Source organism: Aedoeadaptatus coxii (assembly GCF_001553115.1).
Classification (GTDB): domain Bacteria; phylum Bacillota; class Clostridia; order Tissierellales; family Peptoniphilaceae; genus Aedoeadaptatus; species Aedoeadaptatus coxii.
Window position 1 is genome coordinate 19121 of sequence record NZ_KQ960175.1, and the last position, 23485, is coordinate 42605.

Sequence of the window (23485 nt, forward strand, 5' to 3'; positions counted from 1 at the left end):
CTTTGGCGTAAATTAAAGTGACTGTTGATCTAAATATGTTTGTAAAATGAGTACGGCGGCTAATTTATCCACGTGTTTTTTTCTGTTTTCACGTCGTACACCGCCCTCCATCAGCGCGCGAGTGGCGGAAGCCGTCGTCAATCGTTCGTCGACAAATTCGATCTCCATAGCGAGGGCTTCTTTTAAATACTCGGCGTAATTTAGCGTACGGGTCGCTTGAAAGCCCATGGAATTGTTCATATTCTTCGGTAGACCGACGATTAACTTTTCCACCTTGTATTCGTCAATAATGCGCTTTAACGCCTTTACATCTTCTACTTTGGAACTTCTCATAATCGTCGTAACGCCCTGAGCTAAAATGCCGAGGGGATCGGATACGGCGACGCCGATAGTTTTATTGCCTATGTCTAGGCCTAATACTCTGTTCATTTAAATCACTTTAATACAAAATTCCGGACACACCGTGGCACAATATCCACATAAAATACAATCTTCATTCGGTACGGCTTTCCCGTCGATGACGTGAATGCCGTTTTGTTTGCAGCGATTTTCACAGCTGCCGCAACCGATACAATAGTCGCCGATAATTAAATGGCGTTTTTTACCGGAAACATCCTGTAATGCTTCCTCGTTTTCGCGATGGTTTAAAAATAAATCGACATTATAATCGATTTCGCTCTTAGACTGCATGCCGATCGCCGTTGCGTCGATGCCTTCCTGTTCACGAATCCAATGAAGTGCTTCGCGATTGTCTTGAATTAAATGGCCGCCGCCTAAAGCTTTCATGGAATAAATTCCAATGCCCTTGTCGTGGCGCGCTTTAATGGCGTTTAGCATTTGCTCGGCCGTACCGTCTTGTATCCCGATTCCCTTTTTATTGATTATCGGGTGAATGACTTCGATCTCGGGAAAAAGCGCAGTCGCATTGACACATCCGATGAAGTGCGTAGATATGCCTACGGCGCGAATTATTCCTTCGTCTTTAAACTGCTTTAGACGCTTTAAAGCCTCGCGGTGACCTTTAAGCGTTAAAAGCGATTCCTGCTCGTGGAGCATAAAGATATCAATATAATCGGTATTCAGTTCAGTCAGAGCTTTTTTTACACTTGCCTCTGCTGTTTTAGCATCATAGCAGTAAGCCTTCGAAGTGATAACCCACTCATCGCGACCTAAAATTTTAATAGCGTCGCGTATATAAGCGTAATTATCATAAATCTCGGCGGTATCTATGAAGTTAATACCCTTTTCTCGGGCATATATTAATAATTCCGTGCCTTTTTTTAAAGATAAATTTGCTTGAAATCTGGAAAAGGTCAAGGAGCCAAAACATAAAGGCGATACTTCGATCCCCCTCTTTCCTAAAATAGCCATAGATCTCCTTTGTAACATTAGAATAGAGATGAGCCTACGCCCATCTCTATTTTTCTTTTAAATAGAATTTTAACAACTCTGCTAAAAGCTCGTCACGTTCAATTGATTGTATGATGCTGCGTGCATCTCGATGACTCGTTATATAGGTGGGATCTCCGGATAATACATAGCCAATAATTTGATCGACCGGGTCGTATCCCTTGTCTTCAAGTGCATGAAACACTACGGTCATACCTGAACGAATTTTCTCGCTGTCACCGCCTGATTTTTCAAATATATGCGTTTCAAACTGATTATTGTCCATATAATCTCCTCCATAGAGCTATTATAACACAAATATCAGAATCCGACATTATTTTGATAAGGCTTGTAATATTTCTGCCACACTGTTCATGGCTTCCTTCACTTTCGAAGGATCTTTGGCACCGGCCGTCGCCATATCCGGGCGTCCGCCACCGCCGCCACCGGCAATTTTCGCAACTTCCTTCACAATATTGCCCGCTTTGCATCCTTTTTCGATGGCTGATTTGGGAGCCGCGCAGACGAAGTTCAACTTGTCGTCATTAAGCGTAGATAAAACGACGACGGCATCGTTTTTATCGCGCATGGTTTCCGCCATGTTCCGCAAATCTTCGACGGATACATTTTCAAAACTTCCGCGAACGAAGGAAATATCGCCCACTTTTTCCACTTCGCCGATTTCATCGCTCATTTTTGATTTTGCAATTTCGGCATTTAAGCGATTAAGTTCTTTTTCAAGGCTCTTTTCCTTTTCCAAATGATTCTTCAGTTTTTCAAGGACGTTGCCTTCCGTTGTTTTTAAAAGACGTGCCGTTTCTTTCGCTAAGTTCTCTTTATCCTTCGTAAAGCGATAAGCGCCGGGGCCTGTGACAGTTTCCATACGTCGTACACCGGCGGAAATGCCGTTTTCCGATAAGATTTTAAACATTCCGATTTGGGCCGTATTATCCACATGCGTACCGCCGCAAAGCTCTTTCGAATAGTCGCCCATGGTCACAACGCGTACTTCGTCGCCATATTTATTTTCAAAAAGACCAACGGCGCCATCGGCTTTTGCTTCTTCGTAAGACAAAAGTTCAGTTTTAACCGGAAGAGATTCAAAGATTTTTCGATTGACCAATTCTTCGATCGCCTGAAGATCCTCTTCAGAAACACCTTCGTAATGGGTAAAATCGAAACGCATCATCCCGGGAGCTACGTAAGAACCCGCTTGATTGACGTGATCGCCCAGCACATCTTTGAGCGCTTGATGTAATAAGTGGGTGACCGAGTGATTGCGACGAATCATTTCCCGTCTGTCTTTTTCTACCATCGCATCTACTTGTCCGGCTTTCGCTACGCCTTCCACAACTTTCCCAATGCAATAAATATGACCGCTCTTCGTCTTTTGAGTGTCCTCCACTTCGATGGTGAAGTCTTTCCCTTTCAATACGCCGGTATCGCCGATTTGCCCGCCGCTTTCAGCATAAAATGGCGTCGGGTCGAGGTAGAAAATGCCCTTTTCTCCCGTCTTTAACTCGCCGATTTCTTCATCTTCACAAATGATATGCAAAAGATCAGCGTCTTTAACGCTTAGGCTATCGTAGCCGACAAAGGTTGTCTCTTCAGCGATTTCGTTGAAATTGAATCCGCCGCCGGCCGACCATCCGATGTTTTCAGAATCGTCGCGAGCGTCGCGGGCACGGTTTTTTTGTGCTTCCATTGCATCATTAAATGCGATTTCATCGAGTATCATGCCGTTATCGGCAAGAATTTCCTTCGTCAAATCGACGGGGAATCCATAGGTGTCGTATAGCTTGAAGGCATCGGAGCCTGAAAATTCGTTAAGCCCTTCCCGCTTTTTATTTTCGATTTCCGTTTCGAGAAGGTTCATGCCCGTTTCAAGCGTCTTTAAAAAGCGTTCTTCTTCGCGTAGAATTACCCGACGAATAACCTCGCGATTTTCATCTAACTCTTTATATTGCACTTTCCATGAATCGATGACTTTATCGGCGAGCTTATATAAAAAGGCCTCGTGAATACCGAGATTGCGCCCGTGTTTTGCTGCGCGGCGCGTTAAACGCCGTTCCACATAGCCTCTGCCTTCATTTGAGGGAATAATGGAATCCGAAATCATAAAAGTAATGGCGCGAATGTGGTCGGTAATAACGCGCACCGATTCGTCCTTTTTGCCGTCGGTTCCGTAAGTGTAGTTCGCCATGCGGCATACTTCTTCTAAAATATCGTGGATGGCGTCGATTTCAAAAATATTATTCGTATCTTGAAGTACAGTTGCAATCCGTTCCAGACCCATACCCGTATCGATATTGGGATGCTTCAAGGGGTGGTATTCGCCCTCTTCGTCTTTATCAAATTGGGTAAAGACGAGGTTCCATACTTCGATGTAACGGTCGCAATCGCAGCCCGGTTTGCAATTCGGATCGCCGCAGCCGTGCTTTTCGCCGCGATCAAAATAAATCTCCGAACAAGGACCCGACGGACCGACAGCGAGTTCCCAGAAGTTGTCATCTTTCCCCAATCGTACAATACGTTCCTTGGGAAGGCCGATGACTTCATTCCAAATACGGAATGCTTCGTCGTCATCTAAATAAACTGTAGCCCATAAACGTTCGGGGTCAATCTCCAATACTTTTGTTAAAAATTCCCACGCCCAGGGAATAACTTCCGGTTTAAAATAATCGCCGAAAGAGAAGTTTCCCAGCATTTCAAAAAATGTAGCGTGCCGATCGGTCTTGCCTACATTTTCAATATCGCCTGTGCGAATACATTTTTGTGACGTACATACCCGTGGTGCGGGAGGTGTCGCTTCTCCGGTAAAATACTTTTTCATTGGCGCCATACCCGCTCCAATTAAGAGAAGGGATTTGTCGTTTTGAGGAACCAAAGAAAAACTCGGCAAGGCCAAGTGTTCTTTGCTTTCAAAAAATTCTAAAAATGCGCTTCTAATTTCGTGTAAACCCAATGATTTCATGTTTCCTCCCGATGATCTGTATAATCTTGATTATGAATAAAATTATAAAGTTGGATAGATAGAATGTCAATTTGAATACTTTATTCAAAAATAAATAAGCGGCGGCCATGCCGTCGCTTATTGAACTTTTTTCACTTCATTTTTACGTTGTTGGCTGTCTCGCCACTTCATGATGACAAAATTCTTAAGAATCATTAAAGTCGAGAAGACCGGAACCGATAAAATCATGCCGATAACGCCAAAGGTTCCGCCGCCGACAAAAATACAAAGCAAAACAACTGCCGGATGTAGCCCTGTCCGCTTTCCTAAAATCTTAGGTGCAAATAAATTGTTTTCCGCCCATTGCAGGAAGACGAAGAAAATGCTGACCCAAATGGCCTTCGTCCAGGAGTCCATCACGGAGAAGAAAAAGGCGGGCACAAAGGCCAAAAACGGTCCGATATAGGGAATAATATCGGCGATGATGGTAATCAGACCGATGGCAACGGCAAAATTGACGCCGAGGATTAAAAGCATAATCGTCGTCATAACGCCGACGATTACCGCCAGCAACAGTTTTCCCTTTACAAATTCCAACATGGCGGTGTTAATTTCAGACGCCAAATAGAGGATGTCGGAACGGTAAGTTGAAGGAATCAGTTTATACATTTTGACCTTGATCCGATTTTTATCGACCGTAAAGTAATAGGTTAGGATCAAAATTAAAACAAAGCTTACCATTCGCCCAAGAGCTGCGTACATTCCAGACGCCATAAAACGCAATCGATCCAGCAAACTAGTTTGTACTGAATTTAAATACTGTTCGATACCCTCTTGAATATTGTTTAAAATGCGGCTCATGTCGATGTTCGTTACTTTTTCAATATGATCCGCCAAATCTAAAATTTGAAGGTTCACATCGTTCACCAAATGGGGTAGCGAAATCAGAAGATTTCGCAGCTCCTCGATGGTCTTGGGCAAGACGACGAGAAAAAGCACGACGAGGATCAGGATAAATCCTACATAGACGATGAGGACGCCCAAACGTCTGGATATTTTTTTTGTCTCCAAATACGTTACTAAGGGATTAATAATATAGGAAAGAACGACCGATATCACAATCGCCGCCAAGGTCGTAGGCAGTACGGGAAATCGATGAAATATATAGCGCAGGATAATAAAGAAAAGGATCGCCGATAAAAAGAGACCGACGCGCTTTAAATCGAAGCGTATCCGCTTGCTCTTATCGATGTGCTGATTTCCGATATTGATTAAATAGTAAACACTGAGCCCGATGAGTAAAATTAATAATAAACCGCGGATCACCACGAGAAAATTAGGAGTGACCACGTCGAAAAAAGAATCGGCTTGTCCCATAGCTACCTCATGTCTTCAAGTGTCATAGAGTATAAGACATCGTCGACTTCTTCTTGGATGCGATCCAAAATCGTTTTTGCCGAGCAATCTCGGCCGCGATCACAATTGTGACCTTCCTCGCTGCTGCAACATGAAAAAGCCAATTCCCCTTCCAGGGCTTCGATGACATCGCCTATGGCAATTTTTTCCGGCGGTTCCGTCAATACATAACCGCCTTGTGCGCCGCGAATACTTTTTACCAAATTGCGTTTTTTTAAGCGTGAAAACAATTGTTCTAAATAAGCCACGCTGAGCCCTTCCTTTTCAGCAATATAGTTCACCGAAAGAGGGCCTCCTCCATAATTATTCGCTAAATGGGACATGGCCATGAGACCGTAACGACCTCTCGTCGATAACTTCATGTCTTCACCTCCTTAATTCCGAGTAATTCTCTGTGAATAAGATACTCTAAAGAAAGCGTACTGTCAATTACTTGATAACGACATTTAATATCTTACCGGGCACGTAGATTTCTTTGACGACAGTTTTGCCTTCCGTTTGCTTTGCAAAATCTTCGTGTTCGTGAACGACTTTAAAGGCTTCTTCTTGAGATGCGTTTCGATTTAAAACCACTTTAAAACGAACTTTTCCGTTAAATTGTACGGGAACTTCGATGACATCTTCCACCGTCTTCGCTTCATCGTATGTGGGCCAGTGGGTCTCGCATAAATAGCCTTCGTAATCGAGCGCTTCCCAAAGCTCTTCTGTGATATGAGGTGCTACGGGATTTAAGAGAATGAGGAAATCTCTAAATTCTTTACGATTAACGCCGTTTTTTTGGAAGATATTGACCAAGGTCATAAGTTGGGCAATGGCGGTATTGGCCTTTAAGTGTTCGTAATCGTAGCTGACTTTTTTAATGCTTTGATGCATTAACACTTCCATATCCTTGCGATATACATCGCCATCTTGAATATCTTCCGCTAAGGACCATACTCTTTCCAAGAATCGTCGACAACCTTTGACGCCGTTTTCAGACCAGGGCACGGATTTTTCAAAATCGCCGATAAACATTTCGTAAGTTCTCAACGTGTCGGCTCCGTAGCGATTGACGATATCGTCTGGATTTACGACATTTCCGCGGCTCTTACTCATTTTGCCGCCGTCTTCCCCTAAAATCATGCCGTGGCTCGTCCGTTTTTGATAAGGCTCGTCGGTATTGACGACGCCGATATCGTAGAGGAATTTATGCCAAAAGCGCGAATACAACAAGTGAAGCGTGGTGTGTTCCATACCGCCGTTATACCAATCGACGGGCATAAAGTATTCGAGAGCTTCTTTCGATGCCAGGACGTCTTCGTTTTTCGGATCGGTATAGCGTAAATAATACCAGCTGCTGCCGGCCCATTGAGGCATGGTGTCGGTTTCGCGTTTGGCCGGCTTACCGCATTTCGGGCAGGTTGTGTTGACCCAATCCTCCACCTCCGAAAGGGGGCTTTGTCCATTATCTGTGGGCTCATAATTTTCCACTTCGGGAAGCTCTAAAGGTAATTCGTCTTCCGGAACGGGAACCCATCCGCATTCGTCGCAGTGAATGAGGGGGATCGGCTCTCCCCAATAACGTTGTCTCGAGAATACCCAGTCTCTTAATTTATAATTGGTTTGCTTTTTGCCCAACCCATTTTCCGTAATCCATTGGATCATCGTATCGATGGCATCTTTTACGGATTTTCCGTTTAAGAAATCCGAATTGATCATAATGCCTTCCGAAACATCGGTATAAGCTTCTTCTTCCACATTGCCGCCTTCGATGACGGGAATAATGGGAAGATCGAATTTTTTGGCAAATTCCCAGTCTCTTTGATCGTGTCCGGGTACCGACATAATCGCGCCGGTGCCGTAGGTCATTAAAACGTAGTCGGAAATCCAAATCGGTATTTCTTTTCCATTGGCAGGGTTAATGCCCACAAGGCCTTTCAGCGGAACGCCGGTTTTTTCTTTGGAAAGTTCCGTACGTTCAAAGTCGGATTTCTTTTCAACTTCCGCAAGATAAGCCTTTACTTCATCCATGTTTTCGATTTTATCGGCGTAATCGGTCACGATCGGGTGCTCAGGTGCTACTACCATATAGGTGGCGCCGAAAAGCGTATCGGGTCGCGTCGTGAACACGTGAAGTACCGTATCCGTATCTTTCACTTTAAAGTGAATTTCCGCGCCTACGCTCTTCCCGATCCAGTTGCGTTGTTGAATTTTTACGGGCTCAATAAAATCTACCGTATCCAAACCTTCCAACAGGCGATCGGCGTATTCGGTTATACGAAGCATCCATTGACTGCGGCGACGATGTTTTACGACAGTGCCGCAGCGTTCGCATTTACCACCGACGACTTCTTCATTGGCGAGGCCTACTTTACAGGAAGGGCACCAGTTGACGGGCATTTCTTCCTTATACGCTAAGCCGCGTTTAAATAATTGCAGGAAAATCCATTGTGTCCAGCGATAGTATTTCGGATCCGTCGTATTGATTTCGCGACTCCAATCGAAACTAAAGCCTAAGCTTTTCAATTGCTTTTTAAAATTCTCGATGTTTCGCTCCGTAACAATGCGAGGATGGATCTTATTTTTAATAGCGTAGTTTTCCGTCGGGAGACCAAATGCATCCCAACCCATGGTAAAGATGACATTTTCGCCTTCATAACGTCTTTTACGCGCTACAATATCGAGGGCCGTATACGGTCTCGGATGGCCGACGTGAAGGCCTTGTCCGGAGGGATATGGAAATTCTACTAAGGGGTAAAATTTCTTCTTTTCGGGATCCAAAGTCGCTTTATAGGTTTCGTGCTCGTCCCAAAAATCTTGCCACTTCTTTTCTATCTGTTTCGGATCATATTCTTTCATGGGAGTGCCCTTTCTAAAATTCTGCATTGCCTACGGTTCTCGGGAAGGGAATGACGTCGCGAATATTTTTCATGCCCGTAACGTACATGACGGCGCGTTCAAAACCGAGACCGTATCCCGAGTGTACGACGCTTCCGTAACGGCGCAAATCGAGATACCATTCATAATTATCACCTGTTAAACCGAGATCCTTCATCTTCGCTTCCAAAACGTCTAAACGCTCTTCTCTTTGAGAACCTCCGATAATTTCGCCGATGCCCGGTACGAGTAAATCCATTGCGGCCACGGTTTTCTTATCTTCGTTTTCTCTCATGTAGAAGGCCTTAATTTCTTTCGGGTAATCCGTAATAAAAACGGGCTTTTTGTAAACTTCTTCGGTAATATAGCGTTCATGTTCTGTTTGAAGATCGATTCCCCAGGAGACGGGATACTTAAATTCGCGATCGCATTTTTCTAAAATGTCGATGGCTTCGGTGTACGTGATGCGGACAAAATCCGATTCCATTACATTTTTCAAACGATCGATTAAGCCTTTATCGATAAAGGAGTTGAAGAACTCAAGCTCTTTCGGAGCATGTTCGAAGACGTAGTTAATAATGTATTTGAGCATGGCTTCCGCCACATCCATGTTTACATTGAGATCGGCAAAGGCCATTTCCGGCTCGATCATCCAGAATTCCGCCGCATGGCGTTGGGTGTTGGAGTTTTCGGCACGGAATGTCGGACCGAAGGTATAAACATCTCTAAAAGCTAGTGCATAAGCTTCCGCTTGTAATTGACCGCTAACCGTAAGGTTCGCATGCTTACCGAAGAAGTCCTCTTCAAAATCGACGACGCCGTCTTTTTTCGGAACGTTATTTAAATCAAATGTCGTTACTTGGAACATTTCGCCGGCGCCTTCCGCATCGGAAGCCGTAATAATGGGCGTATGCACGTAGACGAAGTTGCGTTGTTGGAAAAATTCATGAATGGCAAAAGCGATCAGACTGCGTACGCGGAACACCGCTTGAAATGTATTAGTACGAGGACGTAGATGCGCCTTGGTTCGCAAATATTCAAATGTATGGCGCTTCTTTTGAAGAGGATAATCCGATTCCGCCAAATGTAAGGGTTCGATTTTTGTCGCGTGAATTTCAATCGGTTGTTTAGCGCCGGGGCTTTCTACCAGATTTCCTTCTACTCGAATAGAACTGTAAAGGGGATATTTTGAAATTTCTTTAAAGTTTTCAATATCACCTTCATAAACCACTTGAATTCCGTCGAATCCACTGCCATCGGTAAGTTGAATAAAACCGAAATTCTTGGAATCTCTCGACGTCTTAATCCAACCTTCAAGCACCATTTCTTGGTCCAAATAATCGTTATAATGTTCTAATACTTCACGAATTTTCACTCTCGTCCTCCTGATGTATTTTATTTAAGTACTCGTTTATCTTTATTTCATGTCCTCGATCCGAGGGTTTGTAATAGGCCGTTTCTTCCATGTCCAAAGGCAAATAGCGTTGGGTAACGTAAGCATCGGGATAATCGTGAGGGTAGCGATACCCTTCGTGTTCTTCCAGAGGTTGATGCTGATCCCTTAAATAAGGCGGAATGACTCTGCCGATTCCGCGCTTCACATCTTCCATCGCGCGATTAATCGCCATGTAGCTTCGATTGCTTTTTGGCGCCGTCGCCAAATAAGTTACCGCTTGCGCCAGTGTAATTCTCCCCTCGGGCATTCCGATAACCCTAAGGGTTTGAAAGGCGGAGACCGCCATGGTGATGGCATATGGATCGGCGTTTCCAATGTCTTCCGATGCAGAAATCATCATGCGTCTGGCGATAAATTCCGGCTCTTCACCGGAATCCAGCATCTTGGCTAAATAAAATACGGCGGCATTCGGATCCGATCCGCGAATGGATTTTATAAAGGCTGAAATTGTATCGTAATGTTCGTTTCCATCCCGGTCGTAACGTTGAGAACGTCGTAATGACGATGCCGAGACATCATCCGCCGTAATAAGAATCGTACCATTTTCCTTAGGCGGGGTACTCAGAACGCAGATCTCCAAAAGATTAAGAGCCGATCGCCCATCGCCATGGCTCATGGCGATGAGATTTTCGAAGGCGCCCTCTTCAAACTGAATATCCTCTTTTCCAAAGCCCCTTACCTCATCGGCAAGGGCACGGTGTAAAAGCTCCCTTATGGCGTCATCGTTTAAGGGATTCAACTGAACCACCTGCAGTCGAGATAAAAGAGCGGAATTAACGTAAAAATAGGGATTTTCCGTGGTGGCACCCATTAAAATGATCTTGCCTTTTTCCACATAGGGAAGCAACACATCTTGCTGGGATTTATTGAAGCGATGAATTTCATCGAGGAATAGGACGGTCTCCTGTCCCTGCCCTCCCAAGCGATCTTCAGCCTCTTTTAAAACTTCCCGCAACTCCTTCACATTGCTTGTAACGGCACTGATGACGACAAATGCGCGATTCGATGTCTTGGCTACGATTTCTGCTAACGTCGTTTTACCAATGCCCGGCGGTCCGTAAAAAAGAAGGGACGGCAAAAATTGCGTACGCAAAATCCGATCGATGTACTTTCCCCGTCCGACTACGTGATCTTGGCCGACGTAATCGTCGAGTTTCATAGGGCGCATGCGTTCGGCTAAAGGTGCCGTCTCTTTTAAGTGATTGTTCATCTGAAATTCAAATAAATCCATAATCACCTACTTTTCGTTGTCGCGTTTTTTAAGCTCTTCCAATTCTTTTAGAAAACTGTCGATGTCCTGAAAACGTCTATAAACCGATGCAAAGCGAACATAAGCCACTTCATCGAGATCTTTTAGCCGTTCCAAAATCATTTCGCCGATTTCATCGCTGGTAATTTGTTTTACCATTTTGCTCTGAAGCGTAGCTTCGATATCGTCCACTACGGCTTCCATAGATTCCAAACTGACCGGCCTCTTTTCACATGACTTAATAAGGCCTTTTAAAATTTTATTTCGATCGAACACATCGATGCCGCCGCTCTTTTTTTTAACGGTCATCGGCACCACTTCGATTTGTTCATAGGTCGTGAATCGTCTTCCGCAGGCAATACACTCTCTCCTGCGCCTAATGGACGCGCCTTCCTCCGTCGGGCGAGAATCGACGACCTTTGAATCCAAATGATGACAATAAGGACAGCGCATGATTCACCTCCTAAAAGTAAAAGACGTATCCCGCAGGATACGTCAATGATTTACTATCTCATTCTGCGAAGAAAATCCGGAATATTTAACTCGTCGTCATTTTCTTTCTTGCCGGATCCGCTCACTTTTTCATTTTGATCGTCTTTAGCCACGTTAAAGCCTTTCGCCGGTTTCTTCGGCTTTTCGTCATTGCCTTGATCGAATTCCGTTGCGATAACGGTAATCTTCACTTGATCTTTCAAAGATTCGTCGATACCTGCGCCGAAAATAATGTTGGCATCTTCATCGACTGTGGAACGAATTAAATCGGCCGCTTCGTTCATTTCAAACATACCTAAATCGTTGCCGGAAGTAATGTTTAATAGAACGGACTTGGCTCCTTCAATAGAGGTTTCGAGTAAGGGACTTTCTACGGCGTTGCGAGCAGCCTCAGTTGCTCTGTCATCGCCGGATGCATAACCGATACCCATATGAGCGATACCTTTGTCGTGCATAACGGTCTTAACATCGGCAAAGTCTAAGTTAATGACATTGGGAACGCTGATTAATTCGGAAATACCTTGAATACCTTGTTTTAAGATTTCATCCGCCATATTGAAAGCTTCCGAGAATGTCGTTTTCTTGTCGGAAATATTAAACAATCTGTCGTTTGGAATAATAACTAAGGTATCTACTTTTCCTCTTAGTTCTTCAATACCGCGAATGGCTTGTTTCGTGCGGCGAGCACCTTCAAAAGTGAAGGGTTTCGTTACGACGCCTACCGTTAGGGCGCCTAAATCTTTTGCCACATCGGCGATAATGGGAGCTGCACCTGTACCGGTACCGCCGCCCATGCCGGCAGTAATGAAAACCATGTCCGCTCCGCTTAATGCTTCGCGAATTTCATCTAAACTTTCTTCGGCCGATTGTTCACCGATGTCGGGGTTTGCACCGGCACCGAGGCCTCTCGTAATTTTTTCACCGATTTGAATTTTCGTTTCAGCTAAAGAGTTCTTTAGCGCTTGACGATCGGTATTGATGGCGAGGAATTCCACGCCGCGTACACCGGCATTAATCATACGGTTTACGGCATTGTTTCCGCCGCCGCCAACGCCGGCTACTTTAATTTTTGCAAATTCTTCGTGATCCATATCAAAATCCAACATTTAAATCCTCCTAATCGCGCAAATAGCCATGAAATCGAATCAATTTATTACATTTTATAGAGAAAATCTGTACAAGTCAAGAAAAGGCGGTTTATCTCGTTTTTTCTTCTTTATCCGTACTTTTTTCTTTTTTGCTGTCGCCGGAACCTTCCTCTTTTTGAGAAGGTTTTTTTGAACTTTTTTCGGATTTCGTCGGCTTTTCGCCTTTATCGTCCTTATCATCTTTCGGGGAATCGCTTCGCGCATTATCCTGTTCCCCATCCGGTTCCCCTTCGTCCTCATCCATGCTCGAAGGCTTCACGGCGATGGGGTGATCACCCTGATCCAGGAAAATCTCCCGGTAACTTTCATCCTTCGTTTTCATTTCTTTCCGAATTTCTTCAAGCTGCTTCACTTTATAATCAGCGTCGTTAAAACTTCCTATGTGAACGATGGTGCCGTCGGAAAACGAAATTTTAACTCCTCGATCCAATATGGCTAAGGTATTAATGTCTTTCTTTATTTCGGAGCGGAACAACGCACGAATCATGGCAATTTTCTTTTCATTGCCAGTTTCGCAAAACGCCACCTGACCGAGTTTAATGCCGCTTGTGGGAATGCCTGTAATTTTCGGGAGATCCGTATCATAGGATCTCGTCTTCGCCAAGGCCTTAAAATCCTCGTTCACGAGGATGTATCCGTCACCGCTGTAAAGCTGCGCCGAAGGTGTTTCCTCCTCAATGGCAATGGTCAGCGTATGGGGAAAAGAAATGCCGATGTCCGCACTCTTGACGTAAGGCAATTGTTCTAAACGATTTTTCAAGCTCTTGCGATCCATCGTAAGATAGCTTTTGTTTACGTAATCGTCTGCGATTTGGCGAATGGTAGTCTTCGGTATTTTCTTGGTGCCCGAAATCGCCACCCCTTGCGTCGCCGTTAAAGATGAAAATAAAATACAACCGCCGCCAATTAAAGCGATTAACACTACGGCGAGCAAAATTCGCCGATTGCGATATTTACGTTTCAGTTTTCTCTTGCGTTTCCTTCTGCCTTCTGTCATGGTGCCACCACTTCTAAAATGGCATCCACAATTTCTTCCGTACCCTTTGGATTAATAAGGCCGTAGGCATGATTTCCCATCACCTTGGATTTTTCTTCGTTTCCTAAAAGGTCTTCCATGGCATTAAATAACACGTCGCCATTTAAATCTTTTTCTTCGATGACTTCTGCCGCATCGGCTTTTTTATAACTCATGGCGTTGTGATATTGATGGTTGCCTGCCGTATAGGCCTTCGGAATTAAAATGGAAGGCAAGTGCATGGCGCTGATTTCTGCCAATGTCATGGCGGAAGAGGACGCCACCACAAGTTTCGCCACCGCTAGGAATTCGGGGATTTGATGAGAGTAATCCAATATGGTATAGGAGTCTCCGTCTACCTCGGGCATTCGATCCATAAAACCGTCATAGTGTTCCTTGCCCGTAATGTGTACTAAATGGAAAGGCAACTCTTTGTGCTTTTCCATTATTTCTAAAATCGCATCATTTGTCGATTCCTGACCGCCGCTTCCGCCGAAGGAAAGTACTAATGGTTTTTTATCGTCAAGCCCTAAGGTTTGAAGGGCTTTCTCTCTTTGTACTTTTTGGAAACTTGAGCGAATGGGATTGCCCGTGTACAGTTTTTTTGTGTGTTCCGGGAAGAAATGTTCCGCTTCTTTAAAACTATAGGCAATTAAATCCACTCGTTTGGCAAGGAGACGATTCGTCTTGCCCGGATAGGCATTTTGCTCCTGTATGACAGTGGCGATATGTTTACTCTGAGCCTTTAACACAATGGGGGCGCAGACGTAACCTCCCGTTCCAATAACCACATCGGGCTTGAACTCTCTTAAAATCTGACCTGCATCATGAAGACCTCTTAAAAGCTCCATCATAGTGAGAATCGATTCTTTATTTATTTTTTTTCGGGGAAAGCCTTGAATATGCACGGGAGCGAATTTCAGACCTTCTTTTTTGGCAAGCTCCTCTTCCATGCTGTCTTTTTTCCCGACATAGAGAATGTCTACATCCTCTACTCTCTTTTTTAATGCTTCACCGATAGCCAACGCGGGATAAATATGGCCGCCGGTGCCGCCACCTGAGAGAATAACTTTCAACGTGACGCTCCTTTCGCAGATAATCTGAGTAAAATACCGCTCATCCCCATGACAAGGACGAGGGCGGTGCCGCCGTAAGAAATAAAGGGTAAGGTTAAACCCGTTACCGGTAAAAGCCCTACGGCGACGCCCATATTAAAAAATGCCTGAAACCCTATGGACACGACGATGCCCGTGGCGACAAGTTTTTCGTAAAGTTTATCCTGCCTTCTAACCGTTTGAAAACCTCGCGCGATAAATAGCGTAAAGAATATAATGACAAAAGTAGAGCCGATCAGACCGAATTCCTGACCGATGACCGCAAAAATAAAATCATTATAGGCCTCCGGCAAGCGGTTAAAAGTTTGATAAGAGTTAAAATACCCTACCCCCGTAATCGATCCGATGCCGATCGAGTAAAGGGAATTTGCCAACTGCCAATCCGTGTTCGCTATGTCGTCGAAGGGATTAATAAAAGATGTAAGTCGCTTCAGTCGATAGGGAACGCGAAGAACGAAACCGTAAATTCCCACCATCCCTAAAAAGAGAATGGTCATAAGCTCTGAAAAACTCATGTCGGAGATAAAAAACATGCTCATTAAACTAATGGCAATGACACTCGCCGAGGAAAAGTCTTCGATAATAACAATACCTGCAGAAGCGCCGATTACGGCAAGGATAGGCAAAAAGCCTCCTCGTCTACCGCCTTTTCTGTGGACGGTGCAAAGATGCGCCACAAAAAAGATGGAAGCATATTTTAAAAGATCCGATGGCATAAATTGAAAGTGGGTCTTCGGAATGGCGAGCCATCGAGTGGCGCCGTTGACCGTTACGCCGAGTCTAGTGTAGAGGGCAAGGCATAGGATCATGCTTACCACCCATAAAGGGATGGCTAGATTTCGAAGAGTCTTTAAAGGAATGATATAACCGACGACACAAGCCATCATGCCGACAATAAGGTAAACGATGTGACGCTTAAAATAATACGTGCCGTCTCCAAATTCCTTAAGCCCCTCGCCCCATGAACTGGACGCCACCATAAACACGCCGATAATGAGCAGCACGACAATGGAGCCCAGCAAAAGGGGATCTACATATTTCTTTAATTGAGACATAGCCTCATCAGCTCCGTTTTTCTAAAATCAACGCTTTAAATTGATCGCCCCGTTCTTCGTAACTTTTGAACTGATCCCAGGAAGCACAGGCAGGCGACAACAGTACAATATCGCCTTCAACGGCATCGCGCATCGCCTGTTCCGTCGCTTCTTCCATGGTTTCAAACAGGTAAATCTTTTGAACCCCTTCACCTTTTGCCTCGTCTGCTATTATATTTTTCGTTTCGCCGAAAAGATATAAGGCGGCGATGCCGTCGTGATGGCGATTAAAAAGATCTTTAAAATCGCTCCCCTTATCGTATCCGCCAGCCAACAAGCGTACCGGACGGGAGAAACTGGCCAGCGCCACGTCGGTGGAGTCCGGATTTGTTCCCTTGGAATCATTATAGACGTCCACACCTTCAATTGTGGCTACATATTCCATACGGTGATTTTTTCCTCTGTAGGTCTTGAGGGTATTGCGAATCGATTCTACATCTACCCCCATAAGAAACGCTGCGAGGGATGCTTCCAATGCATTGCGTACATTGTGATCCCCGACAAGGAGCATATCGTCGCGATCCATTAAGTAAATCGTCTCACCGCCGTGGACGAGGTAAAGCTTATCGCCGTCTTTATAAGCGCCGTCTTGTTGAATCGGCGTCGTACTTACCACTAAAGGAGATTCCAATTCCTCTCCCGTCATGGCGAGATAGGGATCGTCTATATTTAAAATTAAGTAATCGTCTTCGTCTTGATTTTTGTAAATATTCTTTTTACACTCACGGTAATTATCTACCGATTTATGATGATCTAAATGATCTTCCGTAATATTGGTTAAAATCGCCACTTTCGGCTTAAAATCTTCGATGGTTTCCAATTGAAAACTGGAACACTCGATCACGACAAAATCATCTTTCCCCGCCCGTTTGGCAATAGGTAAAATGCCGATGCCGATATTGCCGCCGACATACGCCACTTTTCCTCCGTCGATTAACAGATGATAGAGTAAATCCGTCACCGTCGTCTTGCCGTTGGTACCTGTAATGGCGAGAAAGTTTTCGCATTCGGAAATACGATAAGCGACTTCGATATCCGAAAGAATGGGGATGTTTCGCTCCGCAAGCTCAGGCAACATACCGTGATCCAATGGGATGCTCGGACTTTTTATAACGAAATCCACTTCTTCTCCATCGTAAACGGGAAGACCTTCCGCTAAATCCAAGTGGGAAGGATCGTCGTCGTAAACATAAAGCGTGTTCTCATCGCCCAGCGCATCGATGGCGCTAAGTCCCGTTTTTCCCATGCCGTAGACTAATATCTTTTTGTTTTTCATTGTACACCCCTAAAAAATCAGGAAATAACTGATCACGCAAAGAACAATTTCGACGATGGAAAATAAACCGACGATTTGAACTTCATTCATTCCCTTTTGCTCAAAATGGTGATGAATTGGACTCATTAAAAAGACGCGCTTTCCCGTCGTTTTAAAAGAAATCACCTGAATAATAACTGAAAGCGTCTCGATAAAATAAATGCCGCAGCAAATGGGCAGCAATAAAGGCAGATTCAGTAGAATCGCTACTGCCACAACGGCACCGCCTAAAGCCAAGGATCCCGTATCCCCCATAAATACTTTTGCCGGGTATTTATTGTAGAACAAAAACCCTAAAAGACCTCCCGCCATGACGAGACAGAACATCGTAATGGACGTGCGACCCATTTTATGACTTACGAGGGAGAAAAATAACATGACGATAATGGTAACCGAAGAAGACAGTCCGTCGAGACCGTCCGTTAAATTTACAGAATTTACCGTGCCGACGACGACAAAAATAATGAACGGAATAAACATTATGCCCATTTCCAGGTGCTTATCCATTCCCGGTATCAACATATCCGTCGTCAAACCGTCGGATACGCGAATCAACACGTAGAGCAACACGGCGATTAAAATTTGAGCCACCAATTTTTGGAGTGCTGTGAAACCTAAATTTCGCTTGTGTACCACTTTTAAATAGTCGTCTACAAAACCTACTAAAGCGAAGCCTAAAGTGGAAATAAATAAAACCATGGCTTCATAGGTTAAGTTTTTGATCGCTAATGTAGCTAAAATAGCGGAGGTCAAAAAGATAATACCGCCAATGGTAGGCGTGCCCGCCTTCGCCAAGTGCGATTGAGGTCCCTCTTCCCGTATTTCCTGCCCGGCGTGCAATCTTCTTAACATGGGAATAAAGTAACGTCCCCCTATTAAGCTGAAAATAAGCCCCAGGCCAAAACTGATTGGCAGAGTTGCAAACATATCTAATGACTCCTTTTTTTCTTATTCCGCGTATCTTGAGTTCTTCGGCTTTTCGTAGAATTCGTCGTCTTACTTTCCGTAGAGATCTGACGCTTCTCTTTCTTATTGTCCGAATCCCCTTTTCCTTCGTTCTTATTATCGGATGAAGGCTTCTCTTCCAGGCGAAGGTGAACTTTGGTTCCTTTTTTAAGTTCTTCCCCTGCCAAAGGCTCTTGAGAGACCACCGTCCCCTCGCCTTCCATAATATAATCTATGTTCGAGTTTTCTAACAGTGCCTCCACTTCACCTTTCGATTTACCAAGGAAATTCGGTACGCTCTTTCGGTTGGCATCGTTTGGATCCACCTTTAAATCTACTATGGTGTCTTCGTCCACTTCCGTACCCGCTTTGGGCGCTTGTTTTTCTACAATTCCGAAAGCACCTACATTTTCAGAGGCCATATTGAACTTTAGCCCTACATCGGTAAGTGCCTTGCCGGCGTCCTCGAGAAGCATGTTTTCCACATTGGGAACGATAACTTTTTTCGCCTGTTTCTCCTTCATGCCGGCGGAATAAGGAACGTCAGCACTTCGTAGTGCCGTACCCATAATCTCGGAAGCGATGGGCGCTGCGACAGTTGCGCCGAAATAATCCCCTTCCGGCTCCTCGACGATAACGAGTACCGTGTATTTCGGATCGTCCATTGGCCCGACGGCAACAAAACTACTGATGTATTTGTCTTTTTCATAGCCACCGGTTTCCGAAACTTTCCCGGCCGTACCGGTCTTCCCGCCGATGAGGTAGCGATCTACGGCACCATATTTCCCCGTGCCCTTTTCCACTACCTGCACCATTAAATTCCGCATGGTACTGCTTGTAGACTCCGACACGACTTGACGTCTTACGACGATGCCGTGTTTTTCTACGAGATTTCCCGCTGCGTCCGTAATTTCGTCGACGACGTAGGGTTCCAGCAAATAGCCTCCGTTGGCGACAGCTGAAATAGCCGTTACCATCTGAATAGGCGTTACGGCGATGCCGTGGCCATAGCTCATGGTGGCAAGGCGCGCTTCGCCAATATCCTCTACACTTTCGGGAATCATACCGTCTTGTTCGGCAGGTAAATCGATGCCGGTTTTTTCGCCGAAGCCGAAAGCGTGAATGTATTTAAGCATACCTTCTTTTTTAAGCTCTCTCGCAATGTTGACGAAACTGACATTACAGGATTCAGCATAGGCTTTTTCCATCGTAATGTCGCCGTGGGGATTGGGAAGCGATGTACACGTAATGGTGATGCCCGGAATATCTCGCACATACCCAGTGCAATAATAATGCTTTTTAGGGTTCGTTGTGTTTTCTTCAATGGCGGCCGCAGCAGTAATGGTTTTAAACGTCGAACCAGGCTCGTACGTATCGCTTACCGAAAAGTTTCGCCAATTATCAAACCACATTTCCGATTTTTGCTCGCGGGAAAGATTTTTCCAAACAGCAGCTTGCGCTTTTGTCGCCGGGCGGTAAGGATAGTTTAAATTGTAATCGTCTGTAGAGGCCATGGCCGCAATAGCGCCGGTTTGAGTTTCCTGCACAATGGCGGTGATCCGCTTCGCATGATTTTTCTCCCGAAAATTATCGAGGATTTCCTCCGTCTTTCGTTGAAGCGGTTCGGACATGGTAAGCTTTAAATTGCCTCCACCCTCTACAATCGACGAAGGATCTTCTTGGGACGGGAGGACAGTGGTTTTGCCGCTCAAAACATCATTATAGTAACGTTCCAGCCCATAACGCCCTTCCCCATCTTTATTGGTAAAACCGATAACAAGTGATGCCAAATCGTTATAAGGATAGGAGCGGGCTTCGAAATCTTCCACGACGACGCCGGGAATGTCGGTATCCCGCACGCGCATAGCCGAGGAACGATCCACATCACCCTTTAAAAGAACATGTCCCTTTTTCTCCAAGCGTTTCTCCGCGTCTTCGCGGGTCATGTTCAATGCTTTTTCCGCAAGGCTTATGAGTTGCTCTTTATTTTTGGCACTGTTTTTCCCTTTTTCCAATGTATCGATGTCGACGTAAATATCCGATTTACTTATGTTGTAAACCAGTTCTTTTCCATTGCTGTCCACAATTAAGCCCCGCGCCATTTTTTTGTTTTGCGCACTGTCCATGGCAAGAGCCTCACGGGTTAGATCATCGGATTCGAAGGTTTGCAAATAACCGACGCGAATAAACAAAATAAAAAAGAGCAAGAAGAGAATCGAATACAGAAAAGCTACCTTTTGATCCATATTTCTTAAATACGTACCAAAAGAACGGCGTTTGTTTTTTCTCTTTCTCACTCTATTATTTTGATTCATTTTCTGCTCACGCACAAAAGTCTCCTACTTTCCGTTGAAAATATGCAACACGGAAATCACAGGGTTCAAGTAAACATTTTCGTTTACATCATTTTCTTTTTCTCGAACGGCGACGTCTATGTATTTAATCTGATCATTATCCGGATAGACCATACCCAATTGAAATTTCGCTTTGCGCATAATATCGTCTGAATTTTTAATTTCATCTAAGCTCGCCGTCATATCTTTATACGTCTTGTCCATGTCTTCCAGCGCTCTCGTTTGCCGATCGATGGCGGAGTTTATGCTCGCAAGGCGAGTTTGTACTTTTAACTGTACAAGTCCCGTTATACATATCATCAAAACAATAATGCCGATACAGGCGGAAGTGGACATCGAACGATTCTTTTTCCGTGGTTTGGGTTGACGACGATTTCGTCGCGTCTGAACCTTTTTCATTATATCACTCCCCCTATATTTTTTCAGCAATGCGAAGCTTTGCGGAATGGGACCGCGTATTCTCTGCTAACTCTTCCTCTGTCGCCGTAATAGGCTTTCTCGTAATAATTTTAATCTCACGTTTTTTATCGCAAGTACAAATCGGTTGGCGCGGCGGACAGATACAATCGAGATTTAAATATTTAAACTGATTTTTTACAATCCGATCTTCCAACGAATGGAAAGTGATGATGGCGAACCGTCCCTTAGGTTTTAAAAGATTTACCGCGTCTGGAATGACTTCTTCTAAAACATCCAATTCTCGATTCACTGCAATACGCAATGCCTGAAAGGTTTTCTTCGCCGGGTGACCGCCGTCTCTTCTGGCGCCGCCCGGGATTGCTTTTTTTATAATGTCAACGAGCTGAAAGGTCGTCTCGATCGGCTCGTGTTTTCGTTCGTTTACAATGAACTCGGCGATACGCTTTCCCCAACGTTCTTCTCCGTAGTCCCAAAAGATGCGGCTTAACTCGTCTTCTTCATATGTGTTGACGATATCTCGCGCACTGATCGCGTCCGATGGATTCATACGCATATCCAAAGGGCCGTCAAAGCGATAGCTGAATCCGCGCTCGCCGGTGTCAAATTGGTGCGAGCTTACGCCGATGTCCAATAAAATGCCATCGACCTTTTCAATATTCAATTCGGAAAGGATTTCCTTCATTTCGACAAAATTGCCTTTGGCAAGCGTGTAGTTGTCTCCAATACTTGCCAAATGGCGATCCGCTGCTTGAAGTGCCGCATCGTCTTGATCGATGCCGATTAAACGGCCTTCCGGAATGCGGCGCAATATTTCACCACTATGTCCCCCTCCACCTAAGGTGCCGTCGACATATGTTCCGCGAGGATCGATGTTTAAGCCGTGAATGACTTCGTTTTTCAGCACCGGTATATGTTCAAAGGTCATAGCTGCTCCTAAATTCCAAGATCGGCCAATTGTTGTGCAATTTGATCGTACGATAGGGATTCGTCGTCGTTATAATCATCCCATAAGGATTCCGACCAAATTTCCATTCGCGTTCCCACGCCGATTACCACACTTTTTGTGGAAAGCTCGGCGTAGTCCATAAGGTTTTGAGGAATGCGAATTCTGCCCTGCTTGTCCAGCTCGCCGTCACAGGCGCCTGAAAAAAAGTAGCGGACAAATGCGCGGGCATCTTTGTGGGTAAGGGGTAAACTCTTTAATTTTTCTTCCATGCGTTTCCATTCATCTAAGGGGAAAAGAAAAATGCACTGATCCAAGCCCTTGGTCATGACATAGCCGTCGAGAATTCCTTCTCTAAATTTGGCCGGCATGACTAAGCGCCCTTTCGAGTCTACGCTATGTCGGATCTCGCCAAAAAACATTTTTCACCCCTAATGAACCTTTTTCTACCACTTTCTCCCACTTAACTCTATTTTACACGATTTAATATGGGATTCAAGGCGGAAATTAAAAAAACTACCAAAATTGGCAGTTTTTTTAAGATTATTTTATTTATTTGTCGATTCCCTTTTGATCAATTTATAATCACCTACATTGCGATGGTTATAAACATAGATTAAAAGAAGGGATCCTATGACGATTCCAATCAGACTGACGACTTGTGCCGTTTTTAAGGGACCGATGTAGAGGCTGTCGGTACGAAGTCCTTCGATAAAAAATCGTCCGATGCTATATAAGATGAGATATGCACCTGAAAGTTCACCGGGATATTTCCTGCGTTTCGAAAGGTAAAAGTAGATAAAGAGAAAAATTCCCACATCTAAAATTGATTCGTAAAGAAAGGTCGGGTGTACCATGACGCCGTCCACGGGAATGGCCCAAGGCAAATTTGTGGGTCCGCCATGGGCTTCGCCATTCATAAAATTACCCCACCGTCCAATGCCCTGAGCCAGGGCGACGCCTCCTGCGATCATATCCAAGAGATCTAAAAATTCAATTTTACGCGCCTTGGAAAAAAAGAAAATAACCAAGGCGCCTGCTATTAATCCGCCGTGAATGGCGAGGCCGCCGTTTCGAATGGCGAGTATTTCCGATGGGTGTTGGCTGTAATATCCCCACTCAAACAAAACGTAATAACATCGTGCGCCGATGATTCCCAAAGGGAGTGCGATTAAACTTATGTCCACGATAGATTCTTTCGGAATACGCGGATTTCTCTTTATAAGCTCTTCCCCGAAATAAATGGCGAGCATGGCGCCAATGGCAATGAATATTCCGTACCAGCGAACCTCGATGCCGAAAAAAGTAAAGGCAATGGGGTTCAT

At 44.7% G+C, this 23485-nt stretch carries 21 protein-coding genes; all 21 read right to left on the reverse strand.

Annotation, left to right across the window (positions count from 1 at the left end; all coding sequences use genetic code 11):
* Window positions 1–12: 12 nt before the first annotated feature.
* Window positions 13–429 carry a Holliday junction resolvase RuvX gene (gene ruvX, locus HMPREF1863_RS09230; RefSeq protein ID WP_068367829.1) on the reverse strand — a complete coding sequence of 139 codons (417 nt, stop codon included), beginning with the start codon at window positions 427–429 and terminating at the stop codon, window positions 13–15.
* Window positions 430–1371 (reverse strand): aldo/keto reductase, encoded by a 942-nt coding sequence (locus HMPREF1863_RS04590; protein ID WP_068367831.1) that lies wholly within the window; start codon window positions 1369–1371, stop codon window positions 430–432. It abuts the gene before it with no gap.
* Window positions 1372–1417: 46 nt separating this feature from the next.
* Complete coding sequence (locus HMPREF1863_RS04595) at window positions 1418–1675, reverse strand: IreB family regulatory phosphoprotein (RefSeq protein WP_068367833.1); 258 nt, start codon at window positions 1673–1675, stop codon at window positions 1418–1420.
* Between the two features lie 48 nt (window positions 1676–1723).
* Window positions 1724–4363: an alanine--tRNA ligase gene (gene alaS, locus HMPREF1863_RS04600; RefSeq protein WP_068367835.1), complete on the reverse strand. Its 2640-nt coding sequence runs from the start codon at window positions 4361–4363 to the stop codon at window positions 1724–1726.
* 117 nt (window positions 4364–4480) lie between these two features.
* Window positions 4481–5719 (reverse strand): AI-2E family transporter, encoded by a 1239-nt coding sequence (locus HMPREF1863_RS04605; protein WP_068367837.1) that lies wholly within the window; start codon window positions 5717–5719, stop codon window positions 4481–4483.
* A gap of 2 nt (window positions 5720–5721) precedes the next feature.
* Window positions 5722–6120, reverse strand: a complete 399-nt coding sequence (locus HMPREF1863_RS04610; RefSeq protein WP_068367838.1) for an RrF2 family transcriptional regulator — start codon at window positions 6118–6120, stop codon at window positions 5722–5724.
* A gap of 67 nt (window positions 6121–6187) precedes the next feature.
* Window positions 6188–8596: a leucine--tRNA ligase gene (gene leuS, locus HMPREF1863_RS04615; protein WP_068367842.1), complete on the reverse strand. Its 2409-nt coding sequence runs from the start codon at window positions 8594–8596 to the stop codon at window positions 6188–6190.
* 13 nt (window positions 8597–8609) lie between these two features.
* On the reverse strand, window positions 8610–9938 hold the full coding sequence (gene asnS, locus HMPREF1863_RS04620) for an asparagine--tRNA ligase (protein WP_068367957.1): 1329 nt from the start codon (window positions 9936–9938) through the stop codon (window positions 8610–8612).
* 37 nt (window positions 9939–9975) lie between these two features.
* On the reverse strand, window positions 9976–11301 hold the full coding sequence (locus HMPREF1863_RS04625) for a replication-associated recombination protein A (protein WP_068367844.1): 1326 nt from the start codon (window positions 11299–11301) through the stop codon (window positions 9976–9978).
* A gap of 6 nt (window positions 11302–11307) precedes the next feature.
* Window positions 11308–11772, reverse strand: coding sequence for a transcriptional regulator NrdR (gene nrdR, locus HMPREF1863_RS04630; RefSeq protein WP_068367845.1), 465 nt, complete (start codon window positions 11770–11772; stop codon window positions 11308–11310).
* A gap of 53 nt (window positions 11773–11825) precedes the next feature.
* Complete coding sequence (gene ftsZ / locus HMPREF1863_RS04635) at window positions 11826–12917, reverse strand: cell division protein FtsZ (RefSeq protein WP_068367846.1); 1092 nt, start codon at window positions 12915–12917, stop codon at window positions 11826–11828.
* Window positions 12918–13008: 91 nt separating this feature from the next.
* Window positions 13009–13956 carry a cell division protein FtsQ/DivIB gene (locus tag HMPREF1863_RS04640; RefSeq protein ID WP_068367848.1) on the reverse strand — a complete coding sequence of 316 codons (948 nt, stop codon included), beginning with the start codon at window positions 13954–13956 and terminating at the stop codon, window positions 13009–13011.
* Window positions 13953–15050 carry an undecaprenyldiphospho-muramoylpentapeptide beta-N-acetylglucosaminyltransferase gene (gene murG / locus HMPREF1863_RS04645; RefSeq protein WP_068367850.1) on the reverse strand — a complete coding sequence of 366 codons (1098 nt, stop codon included), beginning with the start codon at window positions 15048–15050 and terminating at the stop codon, window positions 13953–13955. The genes HMPREF1863_RS04640 and murG overlap by 4 nt, the downstream gene beginning before the upstream one ends.
* Window positions 15047–16144, reverse strand: coding sequence for an FtsW/RodA/SpoVE family cell cycle protein (locus tag HMPREF1863_RS04650; RefSeq protein ID WP_068367851.1), 1098 nt, complete (start codon window positions 16142–16144; stop codon window positions 15047–15049). The genes murG and HMPREF1863_RS04650 overlap by 4 nt, the downstream gene beginning before the upstream one ends.
* 7 nt (window positions 16145–16151) lie before the next feature.
* Window positions 16152–17459 (reverse strand): UDP-N-acetylmuramoyl-L-alanine--D-glutamate ligase, encoded by a 1308-nt coding sequence (gene murD, locus HMPREF1863_RS04655; RefSeq protein WP_068367853.1) that lies wholly within the window; start codon window positions 17457–17459, stop codon window positions 16152–16154.
* 9 nt (window positions 17460–17468) lie between these two features.
* On the reverse strand, window positions 17469–18425 hold the full coding sequence (gene mraY, locus HMPREF1863_RS04660; RefSeq protein ID WP_068367854.1) for a phospho-N-acetylmuramoyl-pentapeptide-transferase: 957 nt from the start codon (window positions 18423–18425) through the stop codon (window positions 17469–17471).
* A 2-nt stretch (window positions 18426–18427) separates the two neighbouring features.
* Window positions 18428–20689, reverse strand: coding sequence for a penicillin-binding transpeptidase domain-containing protein (locus HMPREF1863_RS04665; protein ID WP_232300118.1), 2262 nt, complete (start codon window positions 20687–20689; stop codon window positions 18428–18430).
* Window positions 20690–20782: 93 nt separating this feature from the next.
* Window positions 20783–21196, reverse strand: a complete 414-nt coding sequence (locus tag HMPREF1863_RS04670) for an FtsB/FtsL family cell division protein (RefSeq protein WP_068367861.1) — start codon at window positions 21194–21196, stop codon at window positions 20783–20785.
* A gap of 13 nt (window positions 21197–21209) precedes the next feature.
* Complete coding sequence (gene rsmH, locus HMPREF1863_RS04675; protein WP_068367863.1) at window positions 21210–22142, reverse strand: 16S rRNA (cytosine(1402)-N(4))-methyltransferase RsmH; 933 nt, start codon at window positions 22140–22142, stop codon at window positions 21210–21212.
* 8 nt (window positions 22143–22150) lie between these two features.
* Complete coding sequence (gene mraZ / locus HMPREF1863_RS04680) at window positions 22151–22582, reverse strand: division/cell wall cluster transcriptional repressor MraZ (protein WP_068367865.1); 432 nt, start codon at window positions 22580–22582, stop codon at window positions 22151–22153.
* Between the two features lie 126 nt (window positions 22583–22708).
* Window positions 22709–23485 (reverse strand): prolipoprotein diacylglyceryl transferase, encoded by a 777-nt coding sequence (lgt, locus tag HMPREF1863_RS04685; RefSeq protein WP_068367867.1) that lies wholly within the window; start codon window positions 23483–23485, stop codon window positions 22709–22711.

Coding starts and splice junctions, on each gene's coding strand:
- ruvX (WP_068367829.1), bottom strand. CDS start 429: ATGAACAGAGTATTAGGCCTAGACATAGGCAATAAAACTATCGGCGTC.
- HMPREF1863_RS04590 (WP_068367831.1), bottom strand. CDS start 1,371: ATGGCTATTTTAGGAAAGAGGGGGATCGAAGTATCGCCTTTATGTTTT.
- HMPREF1863_RS04595 (WP_068367833.1), bottom strand. CDS start 1,675: ATGGACAATAATCAGTTTGAAACGCATATATTTGAAAAATCAGGCGGT.
- alaS (WP_068367835.1), bottom strand. CDS start 4,363: ATGAAATCATTGGGTTTACACGAAATTAGAAGCGCATTTTTAGAATTT.
- HMPREF1863_RS04605 (WP_068367837.1), bottom strand. CDS start 5,719: ATGGGACAAGCCGATTCTTTTTTCGACGTGGTCACTCCTAATTTTCTC.
- HMPREF1863_RS04610 (WP_068367838.1), bottom strand. CDS start 6,120: ATGAAGTTATCGACGAGAGGTCGTTACGGTCTCATGGCCATGTCCCAT.
- leuS (WP_068367842.1), bottom strand. CDS start 8,596: ATGAAAGAATATGATCCGAAACAGATAGAAAAGAAGTGGCAAGATTTT.
- asnS (WP_068367957.1), bottom strand. CDS start 9,938: ATGGTGCTTGAAGGTTGGATTAAGACGTCGAGAGATTCCAAGAATTTC.
- HMPREF1863_RS04625 (WP_068367844.1), bottom strand. CDS start 11,301: ATGGATTTATTTGAATTTCAGATGAACAATCACTTAAAAGAGACGGCA.
- nrdR (WP_068367845.1), bottom strand. CDS start 11,772: ATGCGCTGTCCTTATTGTCATCATTTGGATTCAAAGGTCGTCGATTCT.
- ftsZ (WP_068367846.1), bottom strand. CDS start 12,917: ATGTTGGATTTTGATATGGATCACGAAGAATTTGCAAAAATTAAAGTA.
- HMPREF1863_RS04640 (WP_068367848.1), bottom strand. CDS start 13,956: ATGACAGAAGGCAGAAGGAAACGCAAGAGAAAACTGAAACGTAAATAT.
- HMPREF1863_RS04650 (WP_068367851.1), bottom strand. CDS start 16,144: ATGTCTCAATTAAAGAAATATGTAGATCCCCTTTTGCTGGGCTCCATT.
- murD (WP_068367853.1), bottom strand. CDS start 17,459: ATGAAAAACAAAAAGATATTAGTCTACGGCATGGGAAAAACGGGACTT.
- mraY (WP_068367854.1), bottom strand. CDS start 18,425: ATGTTTGCAACTCTGCCAATCAGTTTTGGCCTGGGGCTTATTTTCAGC.
- HMPREF1863_RS04665 (WP_232300118.1), bottom strand. CDS start 20,689: ATGGATCAAAAGGTAGCTTTTCTGTATTCGATTCTCTTCTTGCTCTTT.
- HMPREF1863_RS04670 (WP_068367861.1), bottom strand. CDS start 21,196: ATGAAAAAGGTTCAGACGCGACGAAATCGTCGTCAACCCAAACCACGG.
- rsmH (WP_068367863.1), bottom strand. CDS start 22,142: ATGACCTTTGAACATATACCGGTGCTGAAAAACGAAGTCATTCACGGC.
- mraZ (WP_068367865.1), bottom strand. CDS start 22,582: ATGTTTTTTGGCGAGATCCGACATAGCGTAGACTCGAAAGGGCGCTTA.
- lgt (WP_068367867.1), bottom strand. CDS start 23,485: ATGAACCCCATTGCCTTTACTTTTTTCGGCATCGAGGTTCGCTGGTAC.